The sequence below is a fragment of the Dechloromonas sp. ZY10 genome (assembly GCF_041378895.1).
Classification (GTDB): Bacteria; Pseudomonadota; Gammaproteobacteria; order Burkholderiales; family Rhodocyclaceae; genus Azonexus; species Azonexus aquae.
Genome location: NZ_CP144212.1, coordinates 553,304 through 572,457, shown reverse-complemented (window position 1 = coordinate 572,457; position 19,154 = coordinate 553,304). Strand labels below are relative to the sequence as shown.

At 63.6% G+C, this 19,154-nt stretch carries 16 protein-coding genes; 9 read left to right on the top strand and 7 right to left on the bottom strand.

The window, feature by feature from the left end; genetic code table 11:
- The first annotated feature begins 93 nt into the window (after positions 1–93).
- Together VX159_RS02665 and pepN are read left to right on the top strand one after the other, a co-directional pair.
- A complete protein-coding gene (locus VX159_RS02665; protein WP_371324445.1) occupies positions 94–519 on the top strand; it encodes a hypothetical protein in 426 nt (141 codons plus the stop codon).
- Positions 520–625: 106 nt separating this feature from the next.
- Positions 626–3,229, top strand: coding sequence for an aminopeptidase N (gene pepN / locus VX159_RS02660; protein ID WP_371324444.1), 2,604 nt, complete (start codon positions 626–628; stop codon positions 3,227–3,229).
- Between the two features lie 60 nt (positions 3,230–3,289).
- Here the strand turns inward: pepN and gdhA are convergent, their stop codons facing one another.
- Together gdhA and rnk are read right to left on the bottom strand one after the other, a co-directional pair.
- Positions 3,290–4,636: an NADP-specific glutamate dehydrogenase gene (gene gdhA, locus VX159_RS02655; RefSeq protein WP_371324443.1), complete on the bottom strand. Its 1,347-nt coding sequence runs from the start codon at positions 4,634–4,636 to the stop codon at positions 3,290–3,292.
- Positions 4,637–4,744: 108 nt separating this feature from the next.
- Positions 4,745–5,131: a nucleoside diphosphate kinase regulator gene (gene rnk / locus VX159_RS02650; protein ID WP_371324442.1), complete on the bottom strand. Its 387-nt coding sequence runs from the start codon at positions 5,129–5,131 to the stop codon at positions 4,745–4,747.
- A 167-nt stretch (positions 5,132–5,298) separates the two neighbouring features.
- Here rnk and VX159_RS02645 point away from each other — a divergent pair, with 167 nt between their 5' ends.
- Positions 5,299–6,279, top strand: a complete 981-nt coding sequence (locus tag VX159_RS02645; RefSeq protein WP_371324441.1) for a LysR family transcriptional regulator — start codon at positions 5,299–5,301, stop codon at positions 6,277–6,279.
- A 72-nt stretch (positions 6,280–6,351) separates the two neighbouring features.
- Here VX159_RS02645 and VX159_RS02640 read toward each other — a convergent pair whose 3' ends face one another.
- From VX159_RS02640 to VX159_RS02630, 3 genes are all read right to left on the bottom strand, one after another.
- The gene (locus VX159_RS02640; protein ID WP_371324440.1) at positions 6,352–6,582 is read right to left on the bottom strand and encodes a hypothetical protein; all 231 of its coding nucleotides are present in this window, start codon (positions 6,580–6,582) and stop codon (positions 6,352–6,354) included.
- 186 nt (positions 6,583–6,768) lie between these two features.
- Entirely contained in the window at positions 6,769–7,563 is a 795-nt protein-coding gene (locus VX159_RS02635; protein ID WP_371324439.1) for a LytR/AlgR family response regulator transcription factor, read from the bottom strand.
- Positions 7,542–8,627, bottom strand: coding sequence for a sensor histidine kinase (locus VX159_RS02630; protein ID WP_371324438.1), 1,086 nt, complete (start codon positions 8,625–8,627; stop codon positions 7,542–7,544). The genes VX159_RS02635 and VX159_RS02630 overlap by 22 nt, the downstream gene beginning before the upstream one ends.
- Positions 8,628–8,741: 114 nt before the next feature.
- On the opposite strand from VX159_RS02630, the gene argH reads away from it, so the two are divergent.
- A complete protein-coding gene (argH, locus tag VX159_RS02625) occupies positions 8,742–10,130 on the top strand; it encodes an argininosuccinate lyase (RefSeq protein WP_371324437.1) in 1,389 nt (462 codons plus the stop codon).
- Between the two features lie 80 nt (positions 10,131–10,210).
- Here argH and VX159_RS02620 read toward each other — a convergent pair whose 3' ends face one another.
- Together VX159_RS02620 and VX159_RS02615 are read right to left on the bottom strand one after the other, a co-directional pair.
- A complete protein-coding gene (locus tag VX159_RS02620) occupies positions 10,211–12,589 on the bottom strand; it encodes a response regulator (RefSeq protein WP_371324436.1) in 2,379 nt (792 codons plus the stop codon).
- Between the two features lie 3 nt (positions 12,590–12,592).
- A complete protein-coding gene (locus tag VX159_RS02615; RefSeq protein ID WP_371324435.1) occupies positions 12,593–13,870 on the bottom strand; it encodes an ABC transporter substrate-binding protein in 1,278 nt (425 codons plus the stop codon).
- A gap of 505 nt (positions 13,871–14,375) precedes the next feature.
- Here VX159_RS02615 and VX159_RS02610 point away from each other — a divergent pair.
- The 5 genes from VX159_RS02610 to VX159_RS02590 all read left to right on the top strand — a co-directional run bounded on the left by VX159_RS02610 (position 14,376) and on the right by VX159_RS02590 (position 19,081).
- The gene (locus tag VX159_RS02610; protein WP_371324434.1) at positions 14,376–15,812 is read left to right on the top strand and encodes a catalase; all 1,437 of its coding nucleotides are present in this window, start codon (positions 14,376–14,378) and stop codon (positions 15,810–15,812) included.
- A 71-nt stretch (positions 15,813–15,883) separates the two neighbouring features.
- Positions 15,884–16,039, top strand: coding sequence for a hypothetical protein (locus VX159_RS02605; RefSeq protein WP_371324433.1), 156 nt, complete (start codon positions 15,884–15,886; stop codon positions 16,037–16,039).
- 220 nt (positions 16,040–16,259) lie between these two features.
- Positions 16,260–16,760: a thiol peroxidase gene (gene tpx, locus VX159_RS02600; protein ID WP_371324432.1), complete on the top strand. Its 501-nt coding sequence runs from the start codon at positions 16,260–16,262 to the stop codon at positions 16,758–16,760.
- Between the two features lie 526 nt (positions 16,761–17,286).
- Positions 17,287–17,967 carry a GntR family transcriptional regulator gene (locus VX159_RS02595; RefSeq protein WP_371324431.1) on the top strand — a complete coding sequence of 227 codons (681 nt, stop codon included), beginning with the start codon at positions 17,287–17,289 and terminating at the stop codon, positions 17,965–17,967.
- 16 nt (positions 17,968–17,983) lie between these two features.
- A complete protein-coding gene (locus VX159_RS02590) occupies positions 17,984–19,081 on the top strand; it encodes a branched-chain amino acid ABC transporter substrate-binding protein (protein ID WP_371324430.1) in 1,098 nt (365 codons plus the stop codon).
- Positions 19,082–19,154 lie beyond the last annotated feature (73 nt).

Below are 19,154 nucleotides of genomic sequence, written 5' to 3'. Positions count from 1 at the left end.
GCCATCGTCGGGCAACCAATCCTTGATCGCCGCTGTCCACCAACCGACTGGTTCGAGCGTTTGCTTAATACCCTCCTTGTCGGAACGATCATCATGAAATTTCCCCAGCTTTTTGCCGCCGCAGTGCTCGCCGCCGCCGTCAGCCTGCCTGCCAGCGCACAGATTTCCGTCAGCATCGGACAGCCCGGTTTCTATGGCCGCATCGACATTGGCGGCTATCCGCCGCCGCCGCTGATTTACGCCGAGCCGATCGTCGTTCGTCCGGCCCGCGTCGCCTATCCGCCGCTCTACCTGCGCGTACCGCCCGGCCATGCCAAGAAATGGCACCGCTACTGCGACCGCTACAACGCCTGCGGCCGGCCGGTGTATTTCGTGCAGGACGACTGGTACCGCAACGAATACATCCCGCTTTACCGCGAACAGCACGAGCGCCGGGAGTACCGCAACGATCGCGACGACGAACGCGGCCGCGGTGATCGAGGTGATCGCGGGCACGGTCATGGGCGCGGCCGCGACTGACGGTCGGCAACGATCTGGCTGAGCCGGCGCCGGCAAGCGGGCCACGCTACAGGGCCGGCTTTGCCTTATCATCGGGCGCTCATTTCGCATTCAGGCCAGAGACCCGATGAACACCGATACCGCCCCGACCATTTATCTCAAGGACTACACTCCGCCCGCCTGGTGGATCGACCGGGTCGATCTCGACTTCGTAATCGCCGCCGACGGGACCACGGTCACCAGCCGCCTGGCCTTGCGCCGCAACCTTGAGCAGCCGGCGCAGCCGCTGGTGCTCGACGGCGAGGAACTGGACACCCTGTCGCTCACGGTCGACGGCCAGGAAGTGCCGTTTTTGGTCACTGAGCGCACGTTGACCGTGGATGCCTTGCCCGACCAGTGCACGCTGCAGACCGTGGTGCGCATCCAGCCCGACCGCAACACCCGCCTCTCCGGCCTTTACCGCTCGCGAGACGGCTATTTCACCCAGTGCGAGGCGCAGGGCTTCCGCCGCATCACCTGGTTCCTCGACCGCCCGGACGTGATGTCGGTCTATACCGTAACCCTGCACGCCGATAAAGCGACCTTCCCGGTCCTGCTCGCCAACGGCAACCCGGTCGCTGCCGGAGACGAAGCCAACGGCAAACACTGGGCCAAGTGGGAAGACCCGTTCAAGAAGCCGGCCTATCTGTTTGCCGTCGTCGCCGGCAAGCTCGACGTGCTGCGCGACACCTTCACCACCGCCTCCGGCCGTACCGTGCAGCTGGCGATCTACGTCGAGCCGGGCAAGCTCGACCAATGCCCGCACGCGATGGCCGCGCTCGAGAAGTCGATGAAGTGGGACGAAGAACGCTTCGGCCTCGAATGCGACCTTGACCATTACATGATCGTCGCCGTCGGCGATTTCAACATGGGCGCGATGGAGAACAAGGGCCTCAACATCTTCAATACCAAGTACGTGCTGGCCCGCCCGGATGTCGCTACCGACGTCGATTTCGAGAACATCGACCGGGTCGTCGCGCATGAATACTTCCACAACTGGACCGGCAACCGCGTCACCTGCCGCGAGTGGTTCCAGCTGTCGCTGAAGGAAGGCCTGACCGTCTTCCGCGACCAGGAATTCGGCGCCGACCTGCACAACCGCCAGACCGCCCGCATCCGCGAGGTACGCACCCTGCGCGCCGCGCAGTTCCCGGAAGACGCCGGCCCGATGGCGCACCCGATCCGGCCCGAGTCCTATATCGAGATCAACAATTTCTACACCGCGACGGTCTATGAAAAGGGCGCCGAGGTGATCCGCATGATCCAGACGCTGATCGGCCGCGACGCCTTCCGCGCCGGGATGGACGAATACTTCCGCCGCCACGACGGGCAGGCGGTGACCTGCGAGGATTTCGTCGCGGCGATGGCGGCAGCCTCCGGCTTCGATTTCAGCCAGTTCATGCGCTGGTACCGCCAGCCGGGCACGCCTAAAGTCACGGTCGACGGCCATTTCGACCCGGAATCGCGGAGCTACACGCTGACTCTGAGCCAGAGCAACGCCAAGGCCAGCGATGAACAGCCTTACCTGATCCCGGTCCGCGTCGCCTTGTTCGCGGAGAGCGGCGCACTGCTGCCGGGCAGCGAGCGCACCCTGCAGCTCACCGCCAGCAGCCAGTCCTTCGTCTTCAACGACCTCGCCGCCGAGCCGGTACCGTCGCTGCTGCGCGATTTCTCGGCGCCGGTCTATCTCGACTTCGCCTACAGCCCGGAACAACTGGCCCTGCTGCTGGCGCACGAAAGCGACTCGTTCAATGCCTGGGAAGCCGGCCAGCGCCTCGCCACCACGCTGATCCTCGACGCCACCGCCGAAATCGCCGCCGGGCGTCAGCCGCAGTGGCCGGAGACCTTCACCGCTGCCTGCCGCCGCCTGCTCCAGACGCAAGCCGAGCGCGGCGCGGCCTTCGTCGCCGAAGCCCTCACCCTGCCCGGCGAAGGCACGCTGGCCGAACTGCTGGCAGAGGTCAATCCGGAGGCCCTGCACGCCGCGCGCAATGCCCTGCGCCGCCACCTCGCCGAACAGCTCGAAGGCGAGTTTTCCGGCCTCTACGCGGCGTTGACCGTGAATGAGCCCTATGCACCGAGCCGCGAGCAGGCCGGCCGCCGCGCGCTGCGCAACGTCTGCCTCGGCTACCTGCTCGAACTCGCCGACGCCGCCAGCTATCGCCTGGCCGCCAGCCAGTTCGCGCAGGCCGACAACATGACCGACCAGTTCGCGGCGCTGGCGGCGCTGGCCAATGTGAATGCCGATCCCTGCCCGCAGCGCGAGCAGGCACTGGCCGACTTCTACGCGCAATGGCAGCACGAGGCGCTGGTGGTCGACAAATGGCTGCAGGTGCAATCGACCAGCCGCCGCCCCGACACGCTGGCCACGGTCAAGGCGCTGACCGCGCACCCGGCCTTCGACCTCGGCAATCCGAACAAAGTCTATGCGCTGATCCGCGCCTTCGGCGCTAATCTCGCGCGCTTTCACGCCGCCGACGGCAGCGGCTACGCCTTCATGGCCGAACAGGTGATCGCGCTTAACGACCGCAACCCGCAGGTGGCCTCGCGCCTGGCGCGCAGTTTCGACCGCTGGAAGAAGTTCGACGCCGGCCGCCAGGCGCACGCTCGCGCCGCGCTCGAACGCATCCGCGACCATGCCGGACTGTCGCGCGATGTCGCCGAAGTGGTCAGCCGGGCGCTCGGCGGGTAAACGGAAAATGGCGCTCTTTCACGGTCGACCGTGAAAAAGCGCCAAAAAGCCGCAGCGGGTTTAAATCACGCCCTGCGCCAGCATCGCGTCGGCAACCTTGACGAAGCCGGCGATGTTGGCGCCGTTGACATAGCTGATGCTGCCGTCGGCGCGCCGGCCGTGCAGCACGCAGGCGTCGTGGATGCCGCGCATGATCCCGAGCAGGCGCGCATCGACCTCTTCGCGCGGCCAGGCCAGGCGCATCGCGTTCTGGCTCATTTCCAGCCCCGAGGTCGCGACGCCGCCGGCATTGCTCGCCTTGCCCGGCGCATAGAGCACGCCCGACTGCTCGAATACCCCGACCGCCCCCGCCGTCGACGGCATGTTGGCGCCCTCGGCGACGCAGAGCACGCCGTTGTCGACCAGGGTCTTGGCATCGCCGGCGTCGAGCTCGTTCTGGGTCGCGCAGGGCAAGGCGATATCGACCGGGATGCTCCACGGCCGCTGGCCGGGCATGAAATAGACGCCGGGCACGCGCTGCGCGTACTCGTCGACCCTGCCGTAGAGATGGTTCTTGACCTCCATCAGCTCGGCCAGCTTTTCCGGGGTGAAGCCTTCCTCGTCGTAAACCGTGCCGCTGGAGTCGGAAACGGTGACCACTTTGGCACCCAGATGCAGCGCCTTCTCGACGGCGTATTGCGCGACGTTGCCGGAACCCGACACGGCGACGCGCATCCCGGCGAAGGAGCGGCCGCTGCGGTGCAGCATTTCCTCGGCGAAATAGACCGTGCCGTAACCGGTCGCTTCAGGGCGGATCAGCGAGCCGCCGAAGCTCAGGCCCTTGCCGGTGAACACGCAATCGGCACGGTTCGACAGCTTTTTCATCATCCCCGCCATGAACCCGACTTCGCGCCCGCCGACGCCTATATCGCCGGCCGGCACGTCGGTATCGCTGCCGATGTGGCGGAACAGTTCGCTGACGAAAGCCTGGCAGAAACGCATCACTTCGCCGGGACTGCGGCCTTTCGGATCGAAATCGGAGCCGCCCTTGCCGCCGCCCATCGGCAGGGTGGTCAGCGCGTTCTTGAAGGTCTGCTCGAAGGCGAGAAACTTCAGGATCGAGAGGTTGACCGAGGGATGGAAGCGGATGCCGCCCTTGTACGGCCCGATCGCCGACGAATGCTGGATGCGGTAGCCGCGATTGACCCGCACTTCGCCCTGGTCGTCGACCCAGGCAACGCGGAAGCTGAGCGCCCGCTCCGGTTCGACCAGGCGGTCGAGGAGCCCGTGTTCGGCATAGCGGGGATGCGCCTGGATGAAAGGCCACAGACTTTCGATGACCTCGGCGACCGCCTGCAGGAATTCCGGCTGGTCTGGATTACGGGACGCGACATGGGTCATGAACCCGTCAAACGATGAATAGCGCACGGCAGTATCTCCCTCAAACGTGGATAGAAAATGACAAACAGGGATTTCCGGTGCGCCATCCCCGGCTTCCGAAATGGAAGCCGGGGTTCTGCCGAGGGGGGGGGAAACCTAGTGGGCCGGAAGGGCGGCGGGCGGTGCCGGCGGCGGCTTGACCGCCAGTACGCACAAGCGGCGCACGCTGCCGTCGGGAAAGTCCCAGTCGATGCTTTCACCGATGGTCAGGCCGATCAGCGCGGCGCCGACCGGGGCGAAAACCGAGACCCTGCCGCTCGCCGGATCAGCTTCGTCGGGGTAAACCACCTCGACTTCGCGCAATTGCTCGCTGGCCTCGTCGCGGTACAGGACCAGCGAGTGCATGCCGACAATCGCCGGGTTCATTGATTCCAAAGGAACAACAATTGCGCGTTCCAACTCGGCCCGCAGCTCCGGCGGCGAGGGCAGCGCCATCAAACGAACGTAGTCAACATCGCTGACAATGATGCTCGGCTCCAACATGTATCGGCCTATTTTTCCTCAAAAAAATAATTCAAATCGCAAAAAACAGCCACTTGCCGTGATCTTGGCGGGTAGCATGTCGTCCATCTTAGGGAAAGAGCCGGCGCTTGATAAGCTGGCGAGTTCGAATCAAACTGTTTCCATCAAGGAAACAATAGAAAGCGGCGATGCACGATATCAACGACATGCTGATCTTTGCCCAGGTGGTCAAGGCCAGGAGTTTTTCCGGTGCGGCGGTACGCCTCGGCCAGTCCAAGTCGCGGGTCAGCAAGGCGGTTGCCCGGCTCGAAGCGGCGCTCGGCGTCCGCCTGCTGCATCGCAGCACCCGCCGACTCGGACTAACCGAGGTCGGCGAGGCTTATTTCGAGCATTGCGAACGCATCCTCGAAGAGCTCGCACTCGCCGACAACACCGTGCACCGGCTGCACCAGGCGCCGCGCGGCACGCTCAAGATCAGCGCCTCGGTTGCCTTCGGGACGCTGCACGTGGCCCCGGCCCTGCCCGGTTTCATGGCGCAATACCCGGAATTGAACGTCGACATGACGATCAACGACCGCCTGGTCGACCTGGTCGACGAAGGTTACGACCTGGCGCTGCGCATCACCGCCGCCCCCGACGATCACCTGGTCGCCCGCCGTCTCGCGCCGATCCGGCGGAAGATCTGCGCCAGCCCCGACTACCTGGCCCGGCACGGCCTGCCGCAGCGCCCGGAAGACCTGCGCAGCCACAACTGCCTCGACTACACGCACATGAGCACGCAGGGACAGTGGCGCCTGAAGGGGCCGGACGGCGACATCGCGATCCCGGTCTCCGGTTCGCTGCGGATCAACGACGACGAAGCTCTGTCGCAGGCGGTGGTCGGCGGCCTCGGGCTGGCCTTGCTGCCGACCTTCATCATCGGCCGCGAATTGCAGGCTGGGCGGCTGATCGAGGTCTTGCCCGGCTACGTCCCGGTCGAACGCTTTCTTTACGCCGTGCACTGGCCCAACCGGCACCTGCCGCCGAAGATCCGGGCTTTCATCGACTACCTGCTCCGGCGCTTCGGCGAGGAACCCTACTGGGACCGGCCCGACAGCGTTCCCGGCAGTCCCAGCCACGGCCCCTCGTCGGGCGCCGGTGGGCTCAGCTTTTCCGCGCCAGCGGGCTGAAGACGGCGAATTTCGGTGTTTTTCACGGTCGACCGTGGGCAACCGCAAAAATCCGCTGGCGTCCGGCCGGTTTCAGGCGCAAGCAAACCGCGGCAAGACCGCTACGGGCGACGGCGAAACATGGCAGCCCAGGTGCCCGCGGCAGACCGTGTAGCGGTTCGGCAGCACTTCGCACATCAGCGGCTGATCACCGCATTGCTGCAACTGCAGGAAGCGCATCAAGGCCAACTCGCGCGAGACGTTCTCCAGGACCACGTCCTCGCCGGCGCAGGCGCTGCAAGCGTTGTTTTGCTGATTTCCCATGCTGGTTCTCCAAGTTTGCCCACGACCATCCTGCCGACGGATTGCGACACGGCGATGAAGGGCCGATGGCAAACCCAGGCAATTCCATAAGAATAAATCCAATGGCATTAACAGAACAAGGAAAACGCAGCCAGCAGCTGACTCAAAAGCCCACAAAACCCTTCAAGAACGTCCTGAGCGCAACGCTTAGGCCAGCGCCTGCCGCACCGCCGACCATAGCCGGCGGCTGACCGGCAGCTTCTCGGGCACCCCGCGCAGCAAGGCCCAGCCGTAGGCTTCGGCATCGTCGCCGGCGGCCTTTTCGAAACCGGCGACGGCGCCGGGCGCGACCAGCACCGCCCGGTGCAGACGCAGGAAGCGCTCGACGAATTCGGCCTCCAGCTGGGCCAGCGATTCGTCGAGCAGATAGTCACGTTCGAGGGTGCGCGCGGTCACGTATTTTTGTTCGGCACGCAGGTAAAGAATTTCATCGACCGGGATCAACAGCAGCCGTCCGCGTTCATGGCAGGACAGGTGACTGCGTCCACCGCCGCGCCAGTTCTGGCCGAGCGTTGCCGCCAATTGCCGCAATTCCGTCGGCGCCAGCCGTGCCGGCAGCTTCTGCAGGGCAGTCAGCAAACGCTGGGCGCGCACCGGCTTCAACAGGTAATCGACGGCCGCCAGATCGAAGGCCTGAACCGCATAATTATCGTAGGCGGTGGTGAAGATCACTGCCGGCGGCTGCGGCAGCAAGGCCAGATGGCTGGCCAGTTCGATCCCGTCCATGCCCGGCATGCGGATGTCGGCGAGTACACCATCGACCGTTTCGCCAGTTGCCGCGCATGCATTCAGCCAGGCCAGCGCCTCACGACCATTGGCGGCCTCGCCGACGACGCGATTGGGCAATTGGCCGGCCATATCACCAAGCAGCAAGCGCAGGCGTTCGCGGGCCGGCGCCTCGTCATCGACCAGCAGCAGATTCAGGGGCACGGGGGCGGACATGGCAGCACGATATTGACTTGGTAGTACTCGGGTTGGCTTTCAATCTTCAGGCGGGCTTCGAGATCGTAGTACAGGCGCAGGCGTTCGCGGATATTGTCGAGCGCGATACGGTTGCCGGCGGCGTGGGTTGCCCGGCCACCGGCAACCGGCGGCAGGGGATTGCCGATGCTGAGGCGGAATTCGCGCCGGTCGCCGGGATGCGAATAGCCAATCGCGATGCGGATGCAGCCCCCAGCGGGCGAAGGTTCGATACCGTGATAGACCGCATTTTCCAGCAGGGGCTGCAGCATCAGCGGCGGGATCGGCGTGGCCGGCGAAATATCGCCGATTTGCCATTCGACTGTGAGCCGCTCGCCGAGACGCAGTTTTTCCAGTTCCAGGTACTGCCGCCCGAGCTCGATCTCGTCACCCAGCCGAACCAGTTCGCCGGGGTCGCGCAGCGCGGCGCGGAACAGGTCAGCGAGCGATTCCAGCGCATTTTCGGCCTGCTGCGGCCGGGCGCGAATCAAGGACAGTACTGCATTCAGCGAATTGAACAGGAAGTGCGGCCGGATGCGCGCATTCAGCGCCGCCAGCCGGGCTTCGGCCAGTACTGGCGAGTGGGCGCGGGCACGCAGGTCAAAATAGCCGAGCAGCAAGGCCCAGGCCGCCATTGCCAGCAGAAAGACCGGGGCCAGCCCGCCATCACCGATCCCCAGCGCCGCCCCCAGGGCACTCAGCCCAAGCGCCAGGCCACCGGCAAGCAACGTTACCAGGCCCTGCGCCAGACGCAGCGGCAGGCGCCATAGCCCATCCCGAGCCAGCGCCAGCAGCAGCCCGAGCAGGAATAGATGCGGCTCGACCCCCACCGCCAGTTCCAGATAGCGGGCAGCCCAGGCCGTCAGCCAGGGTTGCGCCGCCCCCGCACTACTCCCGCCGGCACCGCTACCGACCTGCGCCAGCGCCCAGAGCAGCGCAGCCGCGTTGATCCCGAGCAGGGTGCGCAGCAGGACGCCGAGATTGCGCCAGTCCGGGAGCGGGTGAGCCGCCGGAAAGTGCCGTATACTTGCAGGTTCGCTGGACATTTTTCCTGTCGTCCTGGCCGCGCCCCGCTTGCCCTCCACTTCCAGTCCGGGCCAGCGCGCTCGGCGGCCGTGATTAACTGATTTCTGACCGATTGCCGAATTCTAGAGCACCTCATGACCTCCAACGCCAATCAATACACCTGGGCCGGCCGTTTCTCCGAACCGGTATCCGACCTCGTCAAGCGCTACACCGCCTCGGTCGATTTCGACCAGCGGATGTGGCGGCAGGACATTCGCGGCTCGCTGGCGCACGCCAAGATGCTCGCCAAGCAGGGCATCATCAGCGCCCAGGATCTGGCCGACATCGAACGCGGCATGGCGCAGGTGGCGCAGGAAATCGAATCCGGCCAGCTCGAATGGTCGATTGACCTCGAAGACGTGCACCTCAACGTCGAAAAGCGCCTCACCGCACTGGTCGGCGACGCCGGCAAGCGCCTGCACACCGGCCGCTCGCGCAACGACCAGGTCGCGACCGACATCCGCCTCTACCTGCGCGACGCCATCGACGACATCCAGGTGCTGCTCAAGCAATTCCGCAGCGCGCTGGTCGACCTCGCCGAAAAGGAAGCGGCGACCCCGATGCCCGGTTTCACCCACCTGCAGGTCGCGCAGCCGGTCACCTTCGGCCACCACATGCTCGCTTACTTCGAAATGTTCGGCCGCGACGCCGAGCGTTTTGCCGATGCCAGGAAGCGCACCAACCGCCTGCCGCTCGGCTCGGCCGCGCTGGCCGGCACCACCTACCCGATTGACCGCGAATTCGTCGCCCAGGAACTCGGCTTTGAAGCCGTCTGCGAAAATTCGCTCGACGCCGTCTCCGACCGCGACTTCGCCATCGAATTCACTGCTGCCTGCGCGCTGCTGATGATGCACATCAGCCGCCTGTCGGAAGAACTGGTGATGTGGATGAGCCCGCGCATCGGCTTCATCCAGATCGCCGACCGCTTCTGCACCGGCTCGTCGATCATGCCGCAGAAGAAGAACCCGGACGTGCCGGAACTGGCGCGTGGCAAGACCGGCCGCGTCTACGGCCAGCTGCTCAGCCTGCTGACCCTGATGAAGTCGCAACCGCTGGCCTACAACAAGGACAACCAGGAAGATAAAGAGCCGCTGTTCGACGCCGTCGACACCGTCACCGACACCCTGCGCATCTTTGCCGACATGGCCGGCGGCATCACCGTCCGCGCCGAGAACATGCAGGCCGCGCTGACCCAGGGCTTCGCCACCGCCACCGACCTCGCCGACTACCTGGTCAAGAAGGGCCTGCCCTTCCGCGACGCGCACGAAGCCGTCGGCCACGCGGTCAAGGCCGCCGAAGCCAAGGGCGTCGACCTGCCGCAACTCAGCCTGGACGAACTCAAGGCCTTCTGCCCGCAGGTGGAAAACGACGTTTTTGCCGTGTTGACCGTGGCCGGCTCCCTTGCTTCCCGCAACCACATCGGCGGCACCGCCCCGGAACAGGTCAAGGCCGCGATTGGCCGGGCACGGCAGCGACTGGGCTAAGCTAGCTCGCTTTCAGGAGCAGAGAAACCGCCGGCAAACCGGCGGTTTTTTCATTGGACAAGGCAGGAGGCACCGGTCCGTCAGCGGACGGTGGCGGCGCCAGCCTCTGCACAACCAGCCCTGAGCCATTGCAACAAGGCTGCAAATAGACGCTCCGGACTGACCGGCTTGGCGATGAAATCATCCATCCCTGCCGCCAGGCAGCGCGCGCGGTCTTCGGCAAAGGCGTTGGCAGTCATCGCCAGAATCGGCAACCGCCGTATTTCGGAAAGCCGGCGAATCCGCTGTGCTGCCTCCAGCCCATCCATGTTCGGCATCTGCATGTCCATCAGGATCAGCGCGTATTGCCGCTCGGTGGCAAGCTTCAGGGCCTCAACCCCGTCTTCGGCGATATCGCAGACCAGGCCGACATCGTCGAGCAGCGACAAGGTTACCTCCCGGTTGATCGGCTCATCCTCGGCAAGCAGGATGCGCACACCGGCAAATTCGCGCCGCAATGCAAGCTCGATATCGCTGGTCACATAATCGTCATCGGCAACGAGACCGGTATCGGAATCGCATTTCTTCAGGCGAACGTTCAGCCAGAAAGTACTGCCCTTGCCCAACTCCGTATCGACGCCGGCATCGCCCTCCATCAACAATGCGATCTTCCGGGTAATCGCCAGGCCCAGCCCGGTGCCGCCATATTTGCGCGCAATCGAGTTGTCGGCCTGCTCGAAATCCGAGAACAGCCGGGGCAAGGCTTCGGGTGCGATCCCCGGCCCCGAGTCGCTGACCTCGAAGCGCAGCAGGACGTTCTCGGCGGTCTCCTCGACGACACGTGCGCGCAGTCCAATGCCGCCGCTCCGGGTAAATTTGACGGCATTCGACAGATAGTTGAGCAAGGCCTGCTGCAAGCGCGTACGGTCGCCCAGCAACCGGGCAGGCAGCGGCTCGGCGGCAACGCTCAGGACCAGCCCTTTTTCCTTGGCCTTGACGCCGACCATGCCGGCAACGTTGTCGACCATCTCGGCGACGGAGAAAGGTTCTTCGGCCAGCGAGAATTTGCTGGCCTCGATCTTCGAGAGGTCAAGCACGGCATTGATGATTTCGAGCAGGTGATTGCCGGCGGCTTCGATCTTGTCCAGTTTATCGGCCTGCCGGGCATCGACGCCGCTACGGCGGAGTAGATATGCCATGCCGGTGATGGCGTTGAGCGGGGTCCGGATTTCGTGACTGATGTTGGCCAAAAAGGCACTCTTGGCGACATTTGCAGCTTCGGCAGCCTCTTTGGCCGACGCCAATTCAAGCGTACGCGCCTTGACCAAGGACTCAAGGTGATCGCGATAGGCAACCAGTTCGTCCTCGCCATGCTTTCGCTCGGTCACATCCTGATAGATGCCGAGGACCCCGAAAATCTGCCCATTGGCATCGCGCAAAGGTACCTTCGAGGTACTCAGCCAGATTAGCCCATTGGCCGACGACTGCGGTTCTTCAAAGTTGAGTTTGGCAACGCCAGATTCCATCACAGCCCGGTCATCGCTGCGATATTTTTCCGCCTCGTTGCGCCAGACCATGTCGAAGTCGGTCTTGCCGATCAACTGTTCCGGCCGCGAAAAGCTGGCATCGCGTGCAAAAAGATTATTGCACCCGCGATAGCGCAGCTCGCAGTCCTTCCAGAAAACGCGGATCGGTGCATGGTCGATGATCGACTGCAGTAAATCCTTCTGTTCGCGCATTTCCTTGGCGTCGTCCTGCTGCTGCCGGATCAGGGTCCCGACCCTGACGATCATCGAATTGATCCCCTCCTGCAACTGCCCAAGTTCATCGGCTGCGGGATCGGTGATCTGCACGTCGAAGGCTCCGGACTCGACCTGCTTGAGAACCTTCAGCGAGGTATCGACACGTTGGCCGATAAAGCGCTGGGCGACCACGATCAGCACGGCCGAACTGAGCGCGACGAAAAGCAGCGAGCCGAGCAAACCCCAGAGGATGATCGACTGCTTGCGGGCCTCAATCGGAGCAGTACTGACCCGGATGATCGCAATATAGAGAGGAGAAATGCTGCCGCCGTGCAAATGCTGCACGCTGGTCAGACGCGAATCTTCGACGATCCATTGCTCGTCGGACGCAGCGGCATTGAGCCAGGCCGGATCAATACCGAGTAGGCTCGATGCCGCCTGGCCGAGGATAGAGCTATCGGTCGCAACGATGACCCGACCGTTGCCGCCGATTACTAACCCATCGAGGTAGGGGGCTCCCACCAGGTCGGAGATCAGGCTTTTTTCCCCCAGGGAACTGATCGGAAGGCTTTCCTGCGCCAGCATCCGGCCGACGTTGCGGATTCCCGAGGTCAGGTGTTGATCGAGCGTATTGCTGAAGCGGCTGACATAAAAGCTGCCCAGCGCACCGAAGACAAAGATTTCGACGCAAACGACAAGCAGTGCAATGCGGCCGATCAGGCCGGGTTTCTTGAACATGACTCAGGGAATATATCGCGGAGTCTCGGCCAGAGGCTCAAGACGGGTGTTTTTTTCGGGTTCGTAACGCGCCTGCTCGGGGCTGACCCGGCCAAGAATTTCGATTCCACGCTCCGGCTGCGTCGCACTCGGCCGCCAACGTGCGATATAGACGGTTTGCTGGAGATGGTGGCTGACCGGATCCATCCAGGCTGCATCGTGCTGCATCCGCTCGGTTGCCGTTGCCTTGTACTGTTCTAGTTGCAGGATCACTGCGTGGCTATCGGTTGTCCCCGCCTTGCTGATGGCAGCCAGCAACGCGCGGGTTGCCAGATAAGCCGCATGCGTCACGTCACCGGGCCAGGGGAGTCGGGTATGGCCATAACGCTTGCGGTAGCGGTCGACAAATTCACGGGTTCCGGCGGTATCGAGATTCCAGGCCCAGGTCGTCCCGAACAGCGGACGCGGCGTTCCCGGTGCCGGATAAAGCTCCTCCCAATCGACCTCACCAACAATCCATGCTTGCTGCTCAAGAACCTTGGGATCGATCTGCGAAAACAGCTTGATCTGATTATCGCCGCTGATCACCAAGGTGACGACATCGGCCGGAATCGCCGCCACCTTGCGCAGCACCTCGACCGGATCGGCAAGGTTCTCCGGGGCAACAACCTCACCCACCACTTCGCCCCCGAATTCGGCGATGTAGGTCCGCATCGCCGCTGCGTTACTGCGCCCGGCTTCGTTGTCCTCGGTCAGCTGCAGGACCCGCCTGGTCTTGCGATCTTTCAGCGCATATTTGAGCAAGGCCCGATTGAAATTGGCGCCGCTGGCATCGAAGACAAACTTGCTGCGGTGAGCGTTCTCGACCGACTCCGAGGGCGCGGAGGAATTGGTGTTGATATAGATAACGCCGTATTTCTGCGCCACCGCCGACATGCTGGCCGCGACGTTCGAGGCAATCGCGCCGACCATAAAGCCGACCCGGTTACGGACGATCAACTCTTCGGCTACCTGAGCGGCCTGCTTGCCATCCATCCCCGGATTACGTGAAATCAGCACGACCTCACGCCCCAGCACGCCGCCGTTGCGGTTGAAATCCTCGATCGCCATTTCGGCGCCGCGCCGATCCGCCTCGGCATGTAAAGCAAAACGGCCGGTCGTCGGGGCGACATGGGCAATCAGGATCGGCCCCGCCGGCGCCGCCCGCGCAGCATCAAGCGGCACCAGCAGCCAAACCAGCAGGAACAGGACGCACACCGGCCAGCCGTCCCCGGTTTTCCTCGAACAGTGCTTGATTGACATGTTTCCTCCCGTGCCAGGCAAATTCTAGCCTGACGACCATCATCGTAAACCGATGCCTCTGCCCATTTTGTGGAATCAGGTCCGGAGCCCGACAGTGCATGCTGTCAGCACAATAGCGCGGCAACGGGCGACTGAAAACCTGTCTGTTCGAAGACCTCGACTCGTGCAACCCGACGAGCAGGAAGAACTACCTCCCGAACCACAGTCGATCTCCCTCGAGGAAGAGAATTCAAGGCCCCTACCCGGAACTCCTGCCGCGACATCAGCCATAGCTAATTCAAATCCGGTTTATTTATTCAATTGATTGGATAAATAAACCACCGAATCCTAGACTGCATTCATCCGGTCAGTTCGACCGCTGCTCAGCAAGGAGGCCCGCCATGATTTCGCGCTTTATTGACCGCTGGTTTGACGACCTGGCCTGGGATTCCTATTTCTCGGTGCTGGCGGCGTTGCCGGACAATTTTTAAGCGTTGCGAGCGCAACCTCATTCAAGGAGAGAACCATGCAAGGCAAGAAACTCACTACTGCGGCCGGCGCGCCGGTTGTTGATAACCAGAACACGATGACCGCCGGCCCGCGCGGCCCGGTGCTGTTGCAGGACGTGTGGCTGCTCGAAAAGCTCGCCCACTTCGACCGCGAGGTGATCCCCGAGCGGCGCATGCACGCCAAGGGTTCCGGCGCTTACGGCACGTTTACCGTGACGCAGGACATTACCCGCTATACCCGCGCCAAGATTTTCAGCCAGATTGGCAAGCAGACCGAACTCTTCGCCCGCTTCACCACCGTCGCCGGCGAGCGTGGCGCGGCCGATGCCGAGCGCGACATTCGCGGCTTCGCGGTCAAGTTCTATACCGAGGAAGGTAACTGGGATCTGGTCGGCAACAACACCCCGGTGTTCTTCCTGCGCGACCCGTTGAAGTTCCCCGACCTCAACCACGCGGTCAAGCGCGACCCGCGCACCAATCTGCGTTCGGCCAAGAACAACTGGGACTTCTGGACCTCGCTGCCGGAAGCCTTGCATCAGATCACCATCGTCATGTCCGACCGCGGCATCCCGGCCAGCTACCGCCACATGCACGGCTTCGGCTCGCACACCTTCAGCTTCATCAACGCCACCAACGAGCGTTACTGGGTCAAGTTCCATTTCCGCACCCAGCAGGGAATCAAGAACCTGACCGATGCCGAAGCCACCGAAATCATCGGCCGCGACCGCGAATCGCACCAGCGCGACCTGCTCGACGCGATTGATCACGGCGATTTCCCGAAATGGACGCTTTACGTCCAGGTGATGCCCGAGGATGACGCGGCGAAGGTGCCGTACAACCCCTTCGATCTGACCAAGGTCTGGCCGCACAAGGACTACCCCTTGATCGAGGTCGGGGTGATGGAGCTGAACCGCAACCCGGAGAACTTCTTTGCCGAAGTCGAGCAGTCGGCCTTCAACCCGGCCGCCGTCGTCCCCGGCATTTCCTTTTCGCCGGACAAGATGTTGCAGGCGCGGCTGTTCTCCTACGGCGATGCGCAGCGCTACCGGCTCGGCGTCAATCACCACCAGATCCCGGTGAATGCCCCGAAGTGCCCCTTCCACAGCTACCACCGCGACGGCGCGATGCGCATCGACGGCAACCACGGCGCGCGCATCGGCTATGAGCCGAACAGCGAGGGCCAGTGGCAAGAGCAGCCGGATTACCGCGAGCCGCCGCTGTCGCTTGCCGGCATGGCCGATCACTGGAACCACCGCGAGGACACGGACTACTTCTCGCAGGCCGGCGATCTCTTCCGCCTGATGGCGGCGGACGAGCAGCAGCGCCTGTTTGAGAACACCGCCCGCGCCATGGGCGATGCGCCGGAAGCGATCAAGCGCCGCCACATCGAGCACTGCCGCCAAGCCGACCCGGCCTACGGCGCCGGGGTCGCGAAGGCGCTCGGTCTCGACTAAGCGGCAACCAGCGGGCAGCGCCCATCGGGGACGCTGCCCGCGTGCCGGAACCCATCCGCCGAGGAAACCACATGGCCAAGAAATGCTGTCGTAGCGATCCGCCGTGCAAGCACTGCCCCAAGCGCCAGGCCGGCAAGAGCAAGGGCAAGCACGTCGATTGCGCGCTGTGCGAGTTCGCCGCCGCCCCGGCCGGCGGACGCAAAGTCTTTCCGCTACGGGCGGTTTAGGCGATGTTCACGGTCGACGCCGGGCCGGGGCAAAAATGGCCTTTTTCCGCGTCGACCGTGATTTGTCTGTTCCGCTACCTGCCAAGCGCCGCAGTTGGCCGGATAACCGGCGCGACCAGGCTTCCTTAATGACAAACAAACGGAACTTGCCAACTCCGCCAGCGTCTGAGCCCCGGTCGGCAGCCCCGCTGCCCGTTAATTTCATTTTTTGGAGCCCAGCATGAGCCAAAGCGTCACCCTCGGCGGCAACGCCATCCCCGTCAACGGCCATTTCCCGCAACCGGGCGAAAGCGCCCCCGCCTTCTCGCTGGTCGGCAAGGATCTTGCCGACGTCACGCTGGCCAACTACGCCGGCCAGCGCAAGATCCTCAACATCTTCCCGAGCATCGACACCCCGACCTGCGCCACCTCGGTCCGCCAGTTCAACGCCCAGGCCAGCGCTCTGCCCAACACTGTCGTGCTCTGCATCTCGGCTGACCTGCCTTTCGCCCAGGCCCGTTTCTGCGGCGCCGAAGGCCTGGCCAACGTGGTCACGCTGTCGACCATGCGCGGTCGTGAATTCCTCGAAAACTACGGCGTCGCCATCGCCGCCGGCCCGCTCGCCGGCGTCAGCGCTCGCGCCGTGGTCGTGCTCGACGCAAACAACGTCGTACTGCACAGCGAACTGGTCGGCGAAATCAAGAACGAACCGAACTACGCCGCCGCGCTGGCGGTGCTGTAAGCCCCTGCCCTGCCACCCGGGGTCGCTTACGCCCCCCGGGCCCGCCCACTCCCCGTCCGCCCCTGAGGTCGCACGGGGATTTTTCATTCCACCACTGCCGCCGCTGACTGGACTGCGAAAACCATCTGCCCTGCAATGCTCGACCGGATGACACCTGCTCGAAGCACAACAGCAGGGTCCCTCTTCTCCCTCGCCAATCAGATTCGGTTTGGCTGGCTCGCAGCCCCCCCTCAACCGCCCGCCATCCTGGTCACGACCTATTCAGCCGCATCGAGCATATTGATCCGCCCCCGGGCCGGAGCACAGCCGGATCGCTGACTGCACTCGGCCGCCTCAGGGATTACCCCGCTTGCGGCGCATCCCTCCATGCGGTTCACTGGAAGCCTCGGATACAACACCGGCATCCGCCCCCCCCTGCGCAAGCAAGCCCCATTAACCAGCATTGCAAATAAGTGAATTGATTTCCTGAGAAAACAGCAATAATATAAATCGTATACGATCTACGAAATACCAAGACTCCACGCCCATGACGACCTCGTTGGACCTGCTCAATATTCCTCCGCTTGAACGCCTGTCAGTCTCCGACCGGATTGCCGAGACCCTGCGTGACGCGATTGTCGACGGGGTGCTGCCGGTCGGCGAAATCCTGCGCCAGGACGAAATCGCTGCCCGGTTTGCGGTAAGCAAGATTCCAGTGCGCGAAGCCTTGAAGCGGCTGGAAGCCGAGGGGCTGGTGACCTTCATCCGCAATCGCGGCGCCTTGGTGGCCTCGCTGTCGAGCGAGGAAATCATGGAATACCTCGATATCCGCGCCATGCTTGAGGCGCGCGCCGCCGAACTGGCGGCACCGCGCATCAGCGAGGCCAATCTGGCGGCCGCCAATGCGGCGCTTGATGCCCTCGGCCAGGCCACCGAAGCCCGCCATTGGGGCGAACTCAACTGGCAGTTGCATTCGGCGCTGTACGCCGATGCCGGCCGCCCGATCCTGATGGCGGAAATCCGGGCTTTGTACGACAAGGTCGAACGCTATGTTCGCGCCTTGCTGGCGATGACCCCGGAAATGCCCAAAACCCAGGCCGAACACCGTGCCATTGTCGCTGCCTTTGCCCGCCGCGACGGCCGGGCGGCCGCCGAACTCACGCGTGCCCATGTACTCGATGCGGGCACGTCGCTGGTGAAATACCTCAAAGATCATCGCGATCACTAACCATTGGAGAAAATCCATGAACAAAACCATCCACACCCTGGCTGCGGCCTTTTCCCTCGCCGCTTTTGCCAGCGTTGCCCACGCTGACCTCAAGGTTGCCATTGCCGGTCCGATGACCGGGCAATACGCCTCGGCCGGTGACCAGATCCGCAAGGGCGCCGAAATGGCGGTCGCCGACATCAACGCCAAGGGCGGCGTGCTCGGTCAGAAGCTGGTGCTCGAAGTCGGCGACGATGCCTGCGACCCCAAGCAGGCGGTTTCGGTCGCCAACACCATGGTCAACAAGAAGATCGTCTTCATGCACGGCCACTGGTGCTCCAGCTCGACCATCCCGGCCTCCGACGTCTATGCCGAAGCCGGCATCCCGATGGCAACGGTATCGACCAACCCGCAAGTGACCGAGCGCGGCCTCAAGAACCTGTTCCGCATCATGGGCCGCGACGATCAACAGGGCCTGGTCGCCGGCAGCTTCATCGCCGACCAGTTCAAGGGCAAGAAGGTTGCCGTGGTCGACGACAAGTCGGCCTACGGCAAGGGCCTTGCCGACGAAATCGCCAAGGCGATGAATGGCAAGGGCGCCAAGCCCGCGCTGCGCGAATCGATCACTGCCGGCGAGAAGGATTACTCGGCGCTGATCACCAAACTCAAGGGTGCCGGCGTCGAAGTCCTGGCCTACGGCGGTTACCACACCGAAGTTGCGCTGATCCTGCGCCAGGCCCAGCAAGCCGGCCTCAAGCTGGCGATTGTCGGGGGCGACACGATGACCAACTCGGAACTGATCACCGCTGCCGGCGCTGCCGCCGACAACGTCTACTTCACCTTCGCTCCCGATCCGCGCAAGAACCCGGCGGCCGAGGCCGTGGTCAAGAAGTTCCGCGAGGCCAAGGTCGAGCCGGAAGGCTACGTAATGTACGCCTACGCCGCGATGCAGCTGTTTGCCGATGCCGCCAACCAGGCCAAGAGCGCGAAGCAGGCGGATGTGCAGAAAACCCTGGCCAAGGGCAGCTTCGACACCGTGATCGGCAAGCTGGCGTTTGACGCCAAGGGCGACAACAAGGCGCCAGGCTTTGCCGTCTATAAGTGGCAAGGCGGCAAGTACGACTACGCCAAGTAAGCGTCGAACCAACCCGCTTCCGCCTCCGGCTGGCCGCACCCAGCCGGCCGGAGGTTTGCCGGACCATCCACAA